This is a genomic window from Gelidibacter sp. (assembly GCF_039916245.1).
Classification (GTDB): Bacteria; Bacteroidota; Bacteroidia; order Flavobacteriales; family Flavobacteriaceae; genus Gelidibacter.
On sequence record NZ_JBDSLS010000238.1, the window covers coordinates 1 to 13,922 of the forward strand.

17 protein-coding genes are annotated in these 13,922 nt (G+C 35.4%); 8 read left to right on the forward strand and 9 right to left on the reverse strand.

Features of this window, described 5'->3' with window-relative positions:
* Positions 1–559: 559 nt before the first annotated feature.
* Positions 560–862, reverse strand: a complete 303-nt coding sequence (locus tag ABIQ28_RS12630; protein WP_348037852.1) for a HigA family addiction module antitoxin — start codon at positions 860–862, stop codon at positions 560–562.
* Between the two features lie 10 nt (positions 863–872).
* Positions 873–1,154: a type II toxin-antitoxin system RelE/ParE family toxin gene (locus ABIQ28_RS12635; RefSeq protein ID WP_348037854.1), complete on the reverse strand. Its 282-nt coding sequence runs from the start codon at positions 1,152–1,154 to the stop codon at positions 873–875.
* A 1,400-nt stretch (positions 1,155–2,554) separates the two neighbouring features.
* Here ABIQ28_RS12635 and ABIQ28_RS12640 point away from each other — a divergent pair.
* From ABIQ28_RS12640 to ABIQ28_RS12655, 4 genes are all read left to right on the forward strand, one after another.
* The gene (locus ABIQ28_RS12640; RefSeq protein ID WP_348037856.1) at positions 2,555–2,971 is read left to right on the forward strand and encodes a PA2169 family four-helix-bundle protein; all 417 of its coding nucleotides are present in this window, start codon (positions 2,555–2,557) and stop codon (positions 2,969–2,971) included.
* Positions 2,972–3,179: 208 nt separating this feature from the next.
* Positions 3,180–3,836 (forward strand): SOS response-associated peptidase family protein, encoded by a 657-nt coding sequence (locus ABIQ28_RS12645; RefSeq protein ID WP_348037858.1) that lies wholly within the window; start codon positions 3,180–3,182, stop codon positions 3,834–3,836.
* Between the two features lie 113 nt (positions 3,837–3,949).
* Positions 3,950–4,111 carry a DUF1328 family protein gene (locus tag ABIQ28_RS12650; RefSeq protein ID WP_348037860.1) on the forward strand — a complete coding sequence of 54 codons (162 nt, stop codon included), beginning with the start codon at positions 3,950–3,952 and terminating at the stop codon, positions 4,109–4,111.
* Between the two features lie 37 nt (positions 4,112–4,148).
* Positions 4,149–4,316, forward strand: coding sequence for a hypothetical protein (locus tag ABIQ28_RS12655; protein ID WP_348037862.1), 168 nt, complete (start codon positions 4,149–4,151; stop codon positions 4,314–4,316).
* 65 nt (positions 4,317–4,381) lie between these two features.
* Here the strand turns inward: ABIQ28_RS12655 and ABIQ28_RS12660 are convergent, their stop codons facing one another.
* Positions 4,382–4,771 carry a hypothetical protein gene (locus tag ABIQ28_RS12660; RefSeq protein WP_348037864.1) on the reverse strand — a complete coding sequence of 130 codons (390 nt, stop codon included), beginning with the start codon at positions 4,769–4,771 and terminating at the stop codon, positions 4,382–4,384.
* Between the two features lie 240 nt (positions 4,772–5,011).
* On the opposite strand from ABIQ28_RS12660, the gene trxB reads away from it, so the two are divergent.
* Positions 5,012–5,992 (forward strand): thioredoxin-disulfide reductase, encoded by a 981-nt coding sequence (gene trxB / locus ABIQ28_RS12665; protein ID WP_348037866.1) that lies wholly within the window; start codon positions 5,012–5,014, stop codon positions 5,990–5,992.
* Between the two features lie 414 nt (positions 5,993–6,406).
* Here trxB and ABIQ28_RS12670 read toward each other — a convergent pair whose 3' ends face one another.
* From ABIQ28_RS12670 to ABIQ28_RS12690, 5 genes are all read right to left on the reverse strand, one after another.
* On the reverse strand, positions 6,407–7,243 hold the full coding sequence (locus ABIQ28_RS12670; RefSeq protein ID WP_348037868.1) for a DUF2807 domain-containing protein: 837 nt from the start codon (positions 7,241–7,243) through the stop codon (positions 6,407–6,409).
* 111 nt (positions 7,244–7,354) lie between these two features.
* Entirely contained in the window at positions 7,355–8,071 is a 717-nt protein-coding gene (locus ABIQ28_RS12675) for a head GIN domain-containing protein (RefSeq protein ID WP_348037870.1), read from the reverse strand.
* Positions 8,072–8,143: 72 nt separating this feature from the next.
* On the reverse strand, positions 8,144–9,949 hold the full coding sequence (locus ABIQ28_RS12680; protein ID WP_348037872.1) for a PspC domain-containing protein: 1,806 nt from the start codon (positions 9,947–9,949) through the stop codon (positions 8,144–8,146).
* On the reverse strand, positions 9,942–10,286 hold the full coding sequence (locus tag ABIQ28_RS12685) for a PadR family transcriptional regulator (protein WP_348037874.1): 345 nt from the start codon (positions 10,284–10,286) through the stop codon (positions 9,942–9,944). Before ABIQ28_RS12685 ends, ABIQ28_RS12680 begins: the two co-directional genes overlap by 8 nt.
* A gap of 299 nt (positions 10,287–10,585) precedes the next feature.
* On the reverse strand, positions 10,586–11,032 hold the full coding sequence (locus tag ABIQ28_RS12690) for a DUF4870 domain-containing protein (protein WP_348037876.1): 447 nt from the start codon (positions 11,030–11,032) through the stop codon (positions 10,586–10,588).
* A gap of 144 nt (positions 11,033–11,176) precedes the next feature.
* Between ABIQ28_RS12690 and ABIQ28_RS12695 the strand changes: the two genes are divergently transcribed.
* Positions 11,177–11,632 (forward strand): DUF4442 domain-containing protein, encoded by a 456-nt coding sequence (locus ABIQ28_RS12695; protein WP_348037878.1) that lies wholly within the window; start codon positions 11,177–11,179, stop codon positions 11,630–11,632.
* 204 nt (positions 11,633–11,836) lie between these two features.
* The gene (locus ABIQ28_RS12700; protein ID WP_348037884.1) at positions 11,837–12,034 is read left to right on the forward strand and encodes a hypothetical protein; all 198 of its coding nucleotides are present in this window, start codon (positions 11,837–11,839) and stop codon (positions 12,032–12,034) included.
* 28 nt (positions 12,035–12,062) lie between these two features.
* On the opposite strand, the gene ABIQ28_RS12705 is transcribed toward ABIQ28_RS12700, so the two are convergent.
* Positions 12,063–13,001 (reverse strand): LysR substrate-binding domain-containing protein, encoded by a 939-nt coding sequence (locus ABIQ28_RS12705; protein WP_348037880.1) that lies wholly within the window; start codon positions 12,999–13,001, stop codon positions 12,063–12,065.
* A 101-nt stretch (positions 13,002–13,102) separates the two neighbouring features.
* Between ABIQ28_RS12705 and ABIQ28_RS12710 the strand changes: the two genes are divergently transcribed.
* Positions 13,103–13,582 (forward strand): Dps family protein, encoded by a 480-nt coding sequence (locus tag ABIQ28_RS12710; protein WP_348037882.1) that lies wholly within the window; start codon positions 13,103–13,105, stop codon positions 13,580–13,582.
* Positions 13,583–13,922: the final 340 nt, after the last annotated feature.

Genomic DNA, 13,922 nt, shown 5'->3' on the forward strand with positions numbered 1-13,922 from the left:
AGAAAAGAAATTGAAGACGAGGTGGTTTATTTACTAACTAAATCACTACAGACTAAACTGCCATACCAGCCCGACAAACATTCTGGCCAGGGTTTTAAAAACAGACTAAAAGTCTGTTACATTCGTGAAATTTATAGTGAAAAAATTGAGCCAGCATTCTCAGCATACGCATAGGTTCGTGAATATCCGTGAAATTCGTGTCCAAATTTTCAGCTCTTGTTGGTCTTTTCCACCAACAACTTAAAAGCATTAAATTATAGCAGTATCCCTAATTCTCCTCCTATCAAGGAGGAGTGGCTGATACTTATGGAATTATTATCCGATACGCAAATAAAAGCACGTAACTAAATTTGAAATATCTTAATAATTAGACCTTAATTAATATTATAGTATCAACCTCTTGAGCAAAATTCAATAAAGATCCTTCACATTTAATAATCTAATATTTTGCGATATTTTCTTTTTACTGATTTCGAGTTTTTCAAACATTCAATTAATGAAATAAAAAGGTTTCTTTTCATTTCCCCCTTATTACTCTGGTATTGCTTTTATACTCGTGTTAGGCAAGGTTCTTGTCCACGTACTGCTTTATTTCGTTAAGTTCCTTTTCTTTATTTTCTTTTTCTTCTTCAATGTCATAATCATTTTGAATTCCAAGCCAGAATTTTGCGGAATTACCAAAATATTTACTCAATCTTAAAGCTGTATCCGCTGTAATACGACGGTTTCCTTTTATAATTTCCGAAATACGGGTTTGAGGTATTTTCAAATCTTTCGAAAGTCTATATGCCGAAATTTCCAAAGGCTCAAGAAACTCGTAGTTCAATATTTCCCCAGGATGTACATTCGCTAACTTTTCCATATCTTCTTTTTTAATGATAATCAATTATTTCTACTTCACTTGCGTTTCCATTATCCCATAAAAAGATAATTCTCCATTGGTTATTAATCCTGATACTATAAAAATCATTTAATTTCCCGGTCATTTTTTCAAGTCGATTGGATGGTGGAATTCGCAAATCAGCAATATCTTGCGAGTTATTCAGCATTCTCAATTTCCGCCGTCCAGCGTTTTGAATCTCTATTGGCACTTTCTTAACTCGGATTGCATTCCAAATTTGTTTAGTTTCTTTTGAGCCAAAGGTTACAATCATATCTTTTGCGTTACTAACGCTAAAGGTAAGTAAAATTATTAATAGTTTGTTGATTTTTGTTTTGAATGTTATATAACACATGTATAGGCACAAGCAGTTACGCCTATCATTTAACCGCATTAAATCATAACAGTATTCCTTAATTCTCCTCTATCAAGGAGCAGTGGATGCAATTTCAGAAAAGAAATTGCAGACGAGGTGGTTTATTTCAGCCGTTGTTGGTGTTTTCCACCAGCACCTTAAAATCATTACATTATAGCAGTACTCATTAATTCTCCTCCTTCCCAAGGAGGAGTGGCTGCAATTTCAGAAAAGAAATTGCAGACGAGGTGGTTTATTCTAGCCATTGTTGGTGTTTTCCACCAACAATTCCAATCGACAGAATAGGTACAATGGAATGCATTTACCATTGTGCAATTACATATACAAAGAGAAACTTACTTTACTCTACCCTTATTGGGTTCCCGCCAAACACCAAAACAAAATAACAAACAAATGTCCCATACGGGATTTAGGGACAAACACTGCGGGTGGAAATTACCAAAAGCGGCGAAAAAAGGATATAACTTCACTTTTGCGTAATACTCTAGTTATTAAAATCACGAACGTCGGAGAAAGCCCACCAGAAATGAATAAGAAGTTGGCTTTCCGATCGAAGCAAGCCTCAGGGTATTAAAACCCACTGGTAGGAATCAAGTTCTCACGAGTAGCGCATTGCATTTCTTTATTATACAAGATATTAAAAATTTTGATCAGATTATTAAGTGTGTGATAAAAAAACAATGCCCGTTTTGCCTATATAGCCAAAAAAATCTGTATTTGGATTCACACTTGTTTTTCTATTAATTTCCATAACGCTCAGATATTGATGGCTATAGTTTTCAAGGAAATCTGATTTCTATAAGAATTCATCTAGTTTCTGGCGTTTTTTTTTGAATTAAATCGAATACAGTTAATTATATGTTGGATTGCGATCATAAACACGATCTAATCTTTTTAATTTTATACTATACAAAAGGAGTCTAGTACTCCATATACTGGTTGGTTAGTTAGGAAGAATGACCTCAGCGCTACTTCAAAGATGCTGAGGTTTTTTTTTTGCTTAAAACTCAAAATAATATCCTACCACGTTGTTTTTTCGATTGTTAAGAATTTGAGGAAATAAACGCCGTTAAAACATCCTGTATATACGCATCCTAGGTGATTTACTTTTATCATAGACGCTTAAAAATTCTACAAAAAGCCTTTAGAAATCTACAGTTTTTAAATAGGTATTGTAGGGCAGATCGGTAAGAAAATTAATTTATTGTTTGCTATTTATTTGCGTCAATTAAATTCTGTTATGAATTAAGAATTTGGATGGTAGTGACGTAGTTTTATGAGCACCTAAAACTTAGGTCATGAGCGATTACACCCATAAATTAGGTCGCAAATTAAATGATTTGCTAGAGAAAAATTATGATGCGGAAAAGGGATTCCTAAAAGCCGCTGAAAACGCAAAACATGGCGGTCTTAACTCTTATTTTACTGACAAAGCTAAAGAATGCACCGGTTTGGGCGATGAATTAAAATCTGAGTTGAGAAGCTTGGGTCAAGAGGCTGACGATGGCGGCAGTCTTTTAGGCGCTGAACACCGCAGTTGGAAGGAATTGACCTCGTGGTTTTCTGCTGATGACGATGAAGCTATGTTGGAGGAAACTATAAGAGGTAAAAAAACCTCCGTTGATGATTATAATGAGGTTTTAAACAACATTTCGCTTTCTGGATCTACTAAAGAGTTATTGGAGATTCAAAAAAATACCGTTGATCACAGTTAGGTTAATATAAAAGGTTGGAAGACTTGATCTAGCCTTTATAAAATAAAAGGTATCAGGGAAGGAAATAATTTCGCTTTCTTTTCTGAAAAGATCGAAAACCACTTTGTTTCTACTAATTCAATTTTGAGTTATTTGAGTTATCAATAGAAGCATTCAAGTCAAATGGTACCATGAAATATAAGTTACTTTCAAATCGAAAATCGTTGCCATGTTTTATAAAATCTCTAATACTGCAAGTAAAGGGGCCATTGAAAATAAATTTCACGTCACGTTTGAATTTCCAAATCTTTATCAACCTCAAGGATTGATAGATGGCTTAAAGGAATCAACAATTTCCGTGATTACACTCGACAATCCTGATAAGGTAACTTATGCTATTTGGGGATTGCTTCCCGAAAACTTTGAAGACAATTGGAGCATTTTTCAAGATGTAGTTAATACTTTGAATGTTAAATTTAGTGCACTACAGAAAGACAACGGACTCTATTATAATTTACTTAATAAGAGAAGGTGTATCATTATTGCCACAGGTTTCTTTACGACCATATTGTCTGAGGGTACGGTTAAGCGCTGTCATGTGCATCTTCCCAATTTTGAGCCTTTTGCCATTGCGGGGGTTTTCAATGAACTTAGTGACGGATTTATAACCTGTTCCATTGTAATAACCGAAGTTAGTGAGTCTTTCAAAGAAATTCCAAACCTCTCTAATTTTAAGCCACTCGTTCTTAATGACAACGAACTTAAACAGTGGTTTAACACTTCCACCTCATTAAATCAGTTAAGAAAAATGATTGAGGAGCATCAGTCCCTAAATTTCGAATACCAACCGGATTGGGCGGTTCAGAGACAAATTAAAAACAACTAACGGTCTTCGACTTTTGATTTACGTTTATGAGTTAAAGTCTCTACTGATAGTGTTAAATGCTTTGATACTTAATATGGTATCTTTATACTATGTTAACTTAAAACTTTAAAACTATGTTACGTTATTCTATTATTTTTATAGTTATTGCCATTATAGCCGGGATTTTAGGTTTTGGTGGTATTGCTGGAGCCTCAGCCGGAATAGCTAAGATTTTCTTTTTTATTTTTATAGTCTTATTTATCTTATCTCTGCTTAGAGGAGGATTAAAAAAATAGAAAAACTACTTTAAATATTTAAACCTAAATTAAAATTATGAGAAAACTAATGATGACTTTTGTTGTTCTATTTTCATTAGGAACGGCAATGACAACTTTTACAGGTTGTAGAGATACCAAAAAGAGTAAAATAGAGAAAGCCGCAGATGATGTTGGTGATGCTATTGATGATGTTGTTGACGACGTCGAAGATGCTGTAAATTAATTGAATAAAATTAATTTTACATTGTTATAAAAAAAGACCACTACTTAAGCTATGGTCTTTTTTTTTTACATTTTACTATCCGGTTCAATATATTTGACAAAATCTCCTGGCGATCGAAGTTGAACAAAACGTTCCCCAATAATGGCTATCGGCGTACTGAGTACCTCCGGATGTTTTTCCAGAATTTTCAACCAATCTTCATCTTCTAAATCCAGATTTGCATCATAATTATGAGTGAAATCAGGATGTTCTTTATTGATAAGATCGGATATGGAAAGCTTCAAGCCTTTTGCCAGTTCCACCCATTGTGTGCCTGTAACCCTAGTCTTCGAAATGTCTATGGTTAAAATTTTACGTTCAGAAGCTAAAACATAGGCTTGAATTTGCTTGCCTATGGAGCTACCGGAATTGAAAAACAATTTTATTTCATGTTCATCTGTTGAAATCACACCCATAACAATTTGTAATTAAACTTGTTATACTATTGATATTTTTTGTTTTTGGAGTCCATAATTTGTAGTAGGACCTTGTGTTTTTTTATAGCGGCACATTACTTTCTCCGACAAATAAATATAAGAAAAAAAGATGAAATATGGTATTGTCATAGCCAATTGTTGAATAATAACTTTTAATGATATAACGGCCTATTTCATATCAAAATCTCTATTTTTGTAATTCAAAATTTAATACACATTATGTCAGAATCAATCGAGAGAGTAAAATGCCTAATTATAGGTTCAGGACCAGCAGGATATACAGCAGCTATTTATGCAGCAAGAGCAAATATGTTTCCAGTACTTTATCAAGGAGAACAACCAGGAGGCCAATTGACCACAACAAATGATGTTGAAAATTTCCCAGGATATCCAGAAGGAATTACAGGACCAGAAATGATGATTGAGTTGCAAAAGCAAGCCGAACGTTTTGGAACTGAGGTTAGAGATGGTTGGGTTACCAAGGTTGATTTCTCAGGATCTGTGCATAAAGTATGGGTAAATGAGACCAAGGAAATTCATTGTGATACCGTGATCATTTCAACTGGAGCCTCAGCAATGTATTTAGGATTGCCTTCTGAGCAAAAATATCTTCAATTAGGAGGAGGAGTTTCAGCTTGTGCAGTTTGTGATGGGTTTTTCTATAGAAATCAGGAAGTTGTAATTGTTGGTGCAGGAGATTCAGCTTGTGAAGAAGCACATTATCTATCTAAACTTTGTAAGAAAGTAACGATGTTGGTGAGACGTGATGAATTTAGAGCTTCACAAATTATGGAAGCGAGAGTTAGAAACACAAGTAACATTGAGATTTTGTTCAATACAAGTACTGAAGAAGTTTTAGGTGATGGACAGGTTGTTACTGGTGTAAGAGTGAAAAATAATGTCACCGGTAAAGTTCACGACATCGAAGCAACAGGATTTTTTGTGGCCATTGGGCACAAACCTAATACAGATTTATTTAAAGACTTTTTGGAATTGGATCCCACAGGATATATTATCAATGTACCAGGTACTTCCAAAACTAATATTGAAGGTGTCTTTGTTTCTGGGGACGCAGCCGACAATGTGTACAGACAAGCGGTTACTGCAGCAGGTACAGGATGTATGGCGGCATTGGATGCTGAGCGTTATTTAGCAGCTATTGATTCCACTTTTGAAGTGAATACAGCTACTAATTATTAAGTTATAAATATTTAGAATCACGATTGTCCGGAAAAGAATTAAGACACTTCGACAAGCTCAGTAACCGCCGCTTCGCTGATAGAACCAAGAACAAAGACTAAACACGTAATTAATTGAAAACATGGGCGGTGAAATTCATAATTAGAATGGTTTATGATGTTTTAGCAATAGTTTTCAAAAAACCTCGAAATGAAGGAGATTGAGGATCAAAAACATTGAAAGACCTTTATTTATATCTATTCTTAATAGATCAAGACAGGTTTAATCGGACCACAATGATTTAGAATTTAAAATGCCTAAAGTTTAGTTCTCAACGCAAACTTTAAGCATTTTTCATTATGAAGAATGAGAAGAGTTCAGATAAAAGTCACATTCAAAGCTAGAGGAATTCCAAGTTCTTAAAGACTGAAATTTCTATCTCTCCCTCATTTGTAGCTTTGAAGAGCCTGAAAATTTAGTTAGCGTAATCTTTGGCTCATTGTAAAGATACACTTCACTGTTGCCAGAGGCTTCAATAGTAATGTTGTCATTGACGCGAATGGTTGCCGAACTGCTTAAATCGGCAATTAAGTTACAGGTTTTGGTTAAAAAATCCTTTCCATTAAAACTGGACGAATTGTCCACTCGCAATTGTGTAGTTTCAAGGGTCCCATCAAATTTTGCAGTTGCGCGTTGGTAAAGATCGATTTTAGCCGATTTTGAATTGAGCAAGGCTTCTATCTTCACATTATCACTAAGGACAATTACACTGTTATTTGCGTTGATATTTAATTTTGCTCTTGCTTTATCGGATGCCGTATAGTTGAATTCATTGGTTTTTATATTGAGATAAGCCCGAGATGATCCCGTAGTTATTAAAGTCGTGTTTTTTAGTTCCAGAGAGGTTAAGGATCGGATTTCGCCATTCTCCAAAACTTCAATGTTCTCCAAGCCATCAGTATAGTTGACTTTGATGTTCATCTTTTTACTGGTGGTAATCTTTTTATTCGTCGAAAAAGTCAAAGCGCCATTAACCACCTCAAAAAGAATATATTCATGAAGATTGCTGTCGGCTTCTACTTCAACCGAAGGTTTACTGTTATAGATAATTTCAACAGTAAAATCTTCGCCTACAACGATTTTGGTAAATGGATCGATGTAGGTTTGTTTTATGGTCACAATTCTATCCCCTTTAATTTTATCATCAGTTTGAGCCGATAGAAAAGCGGTGGAAGTTAGCGCCATAAAAAATGCGAAAATGATTTTATTCATTTTAACGATTTAAGGTTAATACTAACAAATATAAACAAAAACCATCCCAAACTTTTAATAAAGCTTGAAATGGTTATATTGACAAGTCGGTAAAACGTTTGATTTGGCTTGCTACTGTTGCTTTACACTTCCTGAAACGCTGCCAGAAGTGTTGACTTTTTCGGGATTTCCTAAATATTTAATAGCGCCTCCGCTTTCGGCTTTGGCGGTTAGTTCTTTTGAAACATTCACGACGATGTCAGCACCGGATGAAGATGTTGCGTTGGTCGTTAAAGTGGTCAAATGTGTTGCATCGATAGCGCTGCCGCTTGAGGCTTTAGCAAACAGTTGGTTAGCGGTTCCTTTTATTTTCAAATCACTACCAGATGAGGCTTTGCACTCTAAACTATTGACGTTTAGGTCTAAATCCATATTGCTTCCACTTGCGGATTCAAGCTCTAAATTGTCGGCCGATATAATGCCTGTGCTGTAAATGTCACTACCACTTGAGGTCGAAATTTTAGAAATGCTCTTAAAGTTGACCATAACTTTTTGTGTGGCGGCATATCGGATGTTTTTGTCAGCATATATCTTAAGAACATTACCTTCAATTTTAGTAATAATGATATCATGCAAATTTTCATCCGCCTGAACGGTCAGGCTTTCAGCTTCGCTTTGTGTCAGATAAACGTCCAGTCCGCGACTTACTTGAATTTGGTCAAAACTGCCGTCGATGGTACGTTCTTTAGTCACTACATTGCCGTTGCCCTTAACGCCTAAATTGAAGCTACAGGAAACTAAGGTTAAACTGAGAATGGAAGTCACGATGATTTTGATTAATGTGCTCATAAGGTTGGTTTTTCAAATCTTAGTTGATGGTTAATTTAATATTATGAACTGTTGATTTATGTGGGCCATTTATTAATGGCCGTCTGTTGTAATTTGGACGCCGTTACTGTCGATGTTGACCTTTACACGTTCGGAAGTGGTTTTTACACCATGTTTATTGATTTCAATAGAGTTGGTGTTGTTTTTAATTTTAATTCCGTTTTCATCAATCTTTAACCGAGAATCGTCGTTATTGATGTCTGTGTCATTCTCAAAATCCTCAGGACAATCCAAACATTTGATTTCGTTGTTCAAAATCTGCAAATAATGACCTTCCATGCCATCGGTTAGAATATCGTTGTTGTTGATCAATCTCACACCTTGTTTAATATAATGGTATTTTGCGTGAAAGGAATAGGTGTTCTTATCGGCGAATAGGATGGTGCCTTCTGGCAAATACAAGGTTATTTCAACCTCTTGATCGCGATATTTATTTTCAAAAACAGTGGTTAAATAGCCGTCCAATTCCAATTTATTGCCCGTCAATGTATAGTTGTAACTGATGTGTTCTGCTCTCTTTTTTGCGTTTTGATAGGAGTTTCCCCTTGAGCTTTTATCAATTTTTATAGAAGCCACGGAATCATTCGTAGATTTCAAGGTCAGCTTAACATCTGTTAAATAGAGCATCTTGGTGTCATTCTGATCATAAACAGGTTTCCATTGCTTGTTATGTCTCCCAAATTGCTTGCTATATGAATTGTTGTGAGTCATGCTAAGGTAAAGCGTGTCTTTAGCCATAATATTTAAACGATCGGTTTGTTGTACGGTGGCTTCTTCAGCGTATTCACTTGCTTGTTTGACACCTATAACGACCAGTCCAATGATGGCCACAAGCCACAAGCCTAGTAAGGAGAATTTCGCTATCTGACCAATAGACTTCAAGTTATTGACCAATATTTTCAATCCTAAATAGAAAATAAAGAAGAATGGAATGCCAATGGCAAAAAGCAACAATAAAGACATCATCCAAATAGGAATATTTGCAGCATTGGTTGCTTCAATGAAGTCCATTCCAGGAACATTGATAATATTAGCAACACCCACTGAAAACAGTGAAACGATCAGGGCGATCAACATTGAGGAGCCAATTATGATAAGGATGATCCCTACAAATTTCCCTACGACTTTTAAGAAAAAGAGGATGATTTCTCCCAGGGCATCAAAAAATGATTTTGATCCTGATTTAATCCGATTGCCCTGTTTTGGCAGATCGATATTTTTTACGGCATCCGAAACGTTTTGTGAAACATTGTCAAATCCATCCTTGATTTTTTTTTCGATGTTGCTAATGTTGACGGGTTCTCCTGTCATCGTCAGTTTATCGGCAGTAGTTAATGCTTCGGGGACTAAAATCCAAAATAGGATATAGATAAAGATAAATGTTCCGCCAGAACCTAAGGTCAAAAGAACCCAAAGTAAACGAACCCAAATGGCATCAATTCCTAAATAATGACCTAGTCCTGAGGCTACACCACCAATATAAGAGTTGTCCTTATCTCTAAATAACTTTTTGGAAAACGTAGTATTCCTTTTATTTGGGGAATTGCTTTGAGGCTCATCTTCAAAAATTTCGTCATCCACTAAATAGTCTTCCGGTTGTCCCATAATGGAAATCACTTCATCAACTTCTTTGATTCTGATGACTTGTTTGTCATTTTGAACACGTTCATTGAACAGTTCCGCGATTCGTGCTTCAATGTCGGCAATGATTTCAGATCGACCTTGAGAGTCCGTAAATGAACGTTTGATGGCCTCAAGATAGCGTTGTAATTTTAGGTATGCATCTTCATCAATATGAAAAAATATACCCGCTAAATTTATGTTGACTGTCTTATTCATTGCTTGATTTTTTTGTTTTGGTTACTAAGTTGACTGCGTTTTGTAATTCATTCCAAGTCGTATTCAGTTCGGTAAGGAATAATTTGCCTTTTTCTGTAAGATTATAGTATTTGCGTGGTGGTCCTGAAAGGGATTCTTCCCATCTGTAATCTAAAAGACCTGCATTTTTCAGCCGTGTCAATAGAGGATAAATGGTGCCTTCCACGACCAGCATCTTTGCATCTTTAAGAGTCGCTAAAATTTCAGCTACATAAGCATCTTCATCTTTAAGGACGGAGAGTATGCAGTATTCCAGGACACCTTTGCGCATTTGTGCTTTTGTGTTTTCAATTTTCATAGGTCTTTTCTGTTTTTTGGGATCTTATGCTCCTTGTTTTTTGTGACGCGTTGGAGCCATTTTGCGCTAGATTCATAATCGTTGACCATGCTTGTGCCATGTTTTAAAATGATTTAATACTGTGAAACTGTTCGTTTTTTTGCCATGTTTTTTATGTGGCAGATTGATTTGATTGATTGACTTGCCCGTACGTATTTTTTGATACCGGCGGGTTGATTTGCCCAAACACATCTTTTTTGTTATGGGCGAGTTGGTGATCTTTCCGAACGCGCTTTTTCGGTAAGGTCAGATTGAAATTCTTATTTTAAAAACTTGATCGTTAAGGGATATTTATAAAATTCGCCATCTCTGGCCTTTAAACTTGCAATAACTATAAATATCATTTCCAAAATAAATCCTATAACAGCCAAGACTCCTAATCCACCTGAAATATAAAGCAAAGGAGACGGCTTTCTAAAATTGAAATGAAAACTACTAAATACATTAAAATCGAAAAAATCGAGATGCCCGAAGAGACCGAATATAAAAAACGGAATCGTCAGTGTGCCTAAGATAACCGCATAGAGAAAGACGCTGATTTGAAAATTGAGGGCTTGTTTGCCATGTGCATCAATGAACTCAGACTTCTCTTTGTTCGTAATCCATAGTATTAACGGGCCAATAAAATTCCCGAAAGGAATGATGAATCTCGAAAAGGTCGATAAATGGATGAAGGTTGCGATATTCTTTTGGTGGTTGTCTATCATGATTATTTGTATATAATACTTGCCTATGCAAATATATGTCTAAAGGAAGGTACTGTGCAACACATAGTACTAAATATTAACATATAATTAACAAATTGAGAAGTTGAATAAAATTGATAAATTAGCTTGAATAAAATTGTTAACATGAAGCTATCTCCAAGAAAACTCAATGCTTTTTTAAGTTTTAAACTTCCGTCGGCCTATTTATGCGGTGTCCGCGCGAAATTTATTGATGACGTACACTGTAAAGTAAGTGTGAAACATAGATGGATCAATCAAAATCCATTCAATTCTATGTTTTGGGCGGTTCAGGGCATGGCTGCAGAATTGTCCACAGGCGCTTTGGTCATGTCGAAAATTAAAGCCAGTGGGAAGCCCATGTCCATGTTGGTCGCTACTAATAATGCGTCGTTTACAAAAAAAGCAACCGGACGTATTAATTTCATCTGTAACGATGGGCATAAAGTTGATGCAGCGATAAAAAAAACCATTGAAACTGGCGAAGGTCAAACTGTTTGGATGAATTCCATAGGCACCAATGAAGAAGGAATTGAAGTATCAAATTTTAATTTTGAATGGACAATTAAAGTTAGAAGCTAGGACTACGCCCCTTTAAGTCGGTCTGTTTTAGACCATTTCATAATTAGAGAAATTCGCAATTTTTGGGGCTTTGACCGATTAAATTTGTTAAAGTTGACAAATAGTAGCGCCATATATTGTTTTTTCACTAAATTTAAACAACCTAAAAGCATGATGCCTATTATTGAAATCTACCTAACCATTATAAAACAAACCACAAAAATCATGGCAAGAGCAATGTTTGAGTACACTAAAACTGTACTTAGTAAAGTCAGTTTTGATACTGCGTTGTTCTGTAGAGAGGTTCAAAAAGCAATTCAACGCTTATTACCTTACGAGATTGAAGAGCTAAAAGTATTTATCAAATCTTTAATTCTACAGAAACCCGAATTAAACCAATGTTTAATCTATTTAAAAACATAGTGTGAAAGCGACCAACAGGTCGCTTTCTTTATTTTGCCAGCGGACTGATGATTTTTACATTCTGAAATGCGATTGCCCCACGAATAATGCCTGAAATGACATCGTGTAAAGCATTAATAATCTGCATTTTCAATTCGCTTTTATGGTAAATAATACTGACTTCACGGGCTGGAGAAGGTTCCACAAAATGATGAAGGTTCCCTTTTAGATTGTCATTAAGTTCAAGCGTATGTAAATAAGGGAGTAAAGTCATCCCCATGCCCTCGTTTGAAAGTTTGATCAGGGTTTCTATACTGCCGCTTTCCAACTGAAAATTATCATCAGTCTGGTTCTTAAAGGCTTTACAAAGATTGATGATACCATCCCTAAAACAATGGCCATCTTCAAGAAGTAACATATCATCAATTTCAAGGTCAGAAATCTCAATTAATTTTTTATCATAAAGTCGATGATGTTCAGGGATATAGCCTACAAAAGGTTCATAATAAAGTACGCGTTCCTTAATGTTTTCGCTTTCCAAAGGCGTTGCAGCGATTGCGGCATCTAAATGGCCATCGTTAATCCTTATGATAATATCTTCCGTCGTCAGTTCTTCAATCTTAAGCTTCACTTTAGGATATTTTTTTATAAATGCCTTTAAAAACATAGGAAGTAAGGTTGGCATAACCGTGGGAATGATTCCGATGCGAAATTCGCCACCAATAAAGCCCTTTTGCTGGTCTACAATATCTTGGATACGCTCCGATTCATTGACAATATTTCGGGCTTGATTTACTATTTTTCGTCCAACTTCAGTAAGTTCAATAGGTTTTTTACTGCGATCAAAAATAAGAACGTCTAGCTCGTCCTCTAATTTTTGGATTTGGGTGCTTAAGGTAGGTTGGGTTACGAAGCATTTTTCAGCGGCTTTCGTGAAATTTTTGTGTTCAGCAATGGCTAAAACGTAGGTTAATTGCGTAATGGTCATGGTTATTCATTTAAACTATAAAAATATAGAAACTATCGATAAAAGCTATTATAAAAATGGTTAATTAATGCTTAAATTAGAATAAACCAAAAATAGATAAAATGACATTAAATACGATTGGCTTAGATACCAAAAAGACTAAGGACATTGCAAGTGATTTGAATGAATTGTTAGCAGATTTTCAGATTTATTATCAAAATTTACGTGGGATTCACTGGAATATTAAGGGAAAACGCTTTTTTGACTTACACGTTAAATTTGAAGAGCTATATACAGATGCCAACATGAAAGTTGATGAAATAGCTGAGCGTATTTTGACTTTAGGCGAAACCCCATTGCACACATTCGATGATTATATGAAAAAGGCAAAAGTAAAAGTGGGCAAGAACATTTCACAAGACGAAAAAGCAGTGGAACTCATTGTAGATTCCTTGACTGAATTGCTAAAAGTAGAGCGCATGATTTTGCAAAAGACAGCTGATGCAGGCGATGAAGGTACCAACTCCATGATGAGTGATTTTATTACCGAACAAGAGAAAACCGTTTGGATGATGAAGGCTTGGTTGGGAGAGACGGTGTAGGAGCTTGAAGCACGAAGTTAGAAGCTTGAAGTTAAAATCTGATATTTAATAAAAATGGAGAATTCATTAATTGAGTTCTCCATTTTGTTTTTAAGGTATTTTCGTCATGGTGTTTTAGATTCTCCATATCCAAATAATCCGTGTTTTTAATAGAAGTCCAAACAACGCACACATACCAAAATAGAACTACAAGATTACAGACCACAACTGCGCAAAAAACTAACGTCTGCGGAAGCTTTTCTATGGACACAATTAAAAGCTAGATTAAATGTTTTTTGACTTCCTGACTTAGATTTTAATGGAGATACGGGAGTGTTTTAGCAAATTCTCAGTCTAGATC